The organism is Pseudacidovorax intermedius, from assembly GCF_001476815.1.
In the GTDB taxonomy this organism is placed as follows: domain Bacteria; phylum Pseudomonadota; class Gammaproteobacteria; order Burkholderiales; family Burkholderiaceae_C; genus Xenophilus; species Xenophilus intermedius_A.
On sequence record NZ_LDSL01000182.1, the window covers coordinates 1 to 535 of the forward strand.

At 69.2% G+C, this 535-nt stretch carries 1 protein-coding gene; it reads right to left on the reverse strand.

Annotated features, from left to right (window positions below; translation table 11 throughout):
* Positions 1 to 535, reverse strand: a 535-nt coding sequence (locus tag NS331_RS23230; protein ID WP_153013011.1) for an SDR family NAD(P)-dependent oxidoreductase, incomplete at both ends; no start/stop codon positions are given.

Here is a 535-nt window from a genome sequence, read left to right on the forward strand (position 1 = left end):
GCCCAGGGCCTTGGCGCCCGTGTGGCTGAAGACGTAGAACTGGTTGTCGCTGATGGCCTGGAAGACCTTGTGCGCCACCTCGGCCGCCGTGACCTTGCCACTGGAGACGGCCTTCTCGGACATGGCTTGGCCGATCAGCTGGCTCTTGGTGAGCTGGCCCTGCGCCAGCGCCCCGCCCGGCCGGTTGCGGTCGCTCTGCACGATGGCGGTGGGCACGAAGTAGGGGCACAGCAGGCTGGCGCCGATCTGGTCGGTGACCAGGCGCAGGTCCTGGTACATGGTCTCGGTCAGGCTCACGACCGCGGCCTTGGCGGCGTTGTAGATGCCCATGTTGGGCGCCGTCAGCAGGCCCGCCATGCTGGCCGTGTTGGTGACGTGGCCGCGATAGGCCGGGTCTTTCTCCGCGGCCTCCAGCATCATGGGCACGAACAAGCGCACGCCGTGCACCACGCCCCAGAGGTCCACACCCAGCACCCACTCCCAGTCGGCGACGGAGTTCTCCCACACCAGGCCGCCGGCGCCCACGCCCGCGTTG